This window comes from Brachyspira catarrhinii, from assembly GCF_005518285.1.
In the GTDB taxonomy this organism is placed as follows: domain Bacteria; phylum Spirochaetota; class Brachyspiria; order Brachyspirales; family Brachyspiraceae; genus Brachyspira; species Brachyspira catarrhinii.
In genome coordinates, this window is the sequence record NZ_SJDU01000535.1 from 1 (window position 1) to 1,221 (window position 1,221).

Annotated in this window: 1 protein-coding gene; it reads right to left on the reverse strand. The window is 23.6% G+C overall.

Annotated features, from left to right (window positions below):
- Nucleotides 1–1,178 (reverse strand): type III-A CRISPR-associated RAMP protein Csm5 (gene csm5 / locus EZH24_RS12125; protein ID WP_137999324.1); only part of this gene is annotated, 1,178 nt, incomplete at its 3' end.
- Nucleotides 1,179–1,221: the final 43 nt, after the last annotated feature.

Genomic DNA, 1,221 nt, shown 5'->3' on the forward strand with positions numbered 1-1,221 from the left:
TCCTCTTCAACTTTAATATTGCACACACCTATATTGTAATATTTATCATTATACATAGTTAGTTTCATAGTTCTAGGAGATATAATTTTATCATGTTTATAATGATTATGCCTATAAAAAAAATGTGCTTTAAGCAAATTAATAATTTTTTCCTTTTCAATACCGTCATCTTCAAATTTGCATAAAGAATATAATATATTCTTTGTGAAGTATCCATCATGTCCTCCCAAAAAACTATTAGGAGGAAATTTATCTTTTTCTTCACTTGAAGTCAAAGTATATTTATTTCCAGAATCTTTTATGCATGACATATACATATCTTGTATACTATTAATATACTGATTAAAATAAGCAGTTAATCTTTTTGATATTAAAGATATATCAAAATAATCAACTATGCTTTTATCTATTGTGATAGTAAAATTAAAAGTAGTTAAAGGGCGTATAAACTCCATAAAAATAGGAAGTTCATTAACTGTTTTAGCTTTATCTGTAAAATCATGCTGCTTTCCTACGAATAATTCATCTAAAGAAACTTCATCAGAATCGGATACAATAAGAAATTTAAATAATATATTTGGATTATCTTTAAAATCATTATAATCTTTTTCACTAAATTTATATTTATCTAATACTTCTTTAAATATATTAGACAAAGCCATATCTTCAAGTACATCTAAATCTTTAACCTTTCTTTTACTATTAAAAAAACCAGTATATCTGTCTTTATTTCTTCTTATTTCACTTGCTATTAAAGCAGTTCTAATAAATCCTTTGATACTAGAACCTGGAATATATGGTTTACCGTTTGAAGACTTTATAAAAGTATTTATATCATTTAACGTTTTTATTTTACCTTTAGTAGTTATTATATTACTATGGGATATTAATTTGTATTTAGAAATATCTAAATTCTTAAAATTAGGAATATTATTTTCTAAAAACTTTGTAAGATTTAAATTACCAGCAGAAGCATAAGACATAAATTCTTCAAATAACCCTCTTCTGCTTCTTAATAATTTTACAAGTTTTTTTTCATCAATAACATTAACTTCATCATTATAACAAAAATATGCACTTTTATTAAGTATCTCTCCACTTCCTATAAATATTGGAGATAAAGTAGTTAAGCTCATTTTATAAACTTTATAATTTTTTATTCCTTCAATTTGTCCCATTACTATTTCTCCATTCAAACATCAATTCCTATATATAAAGCCT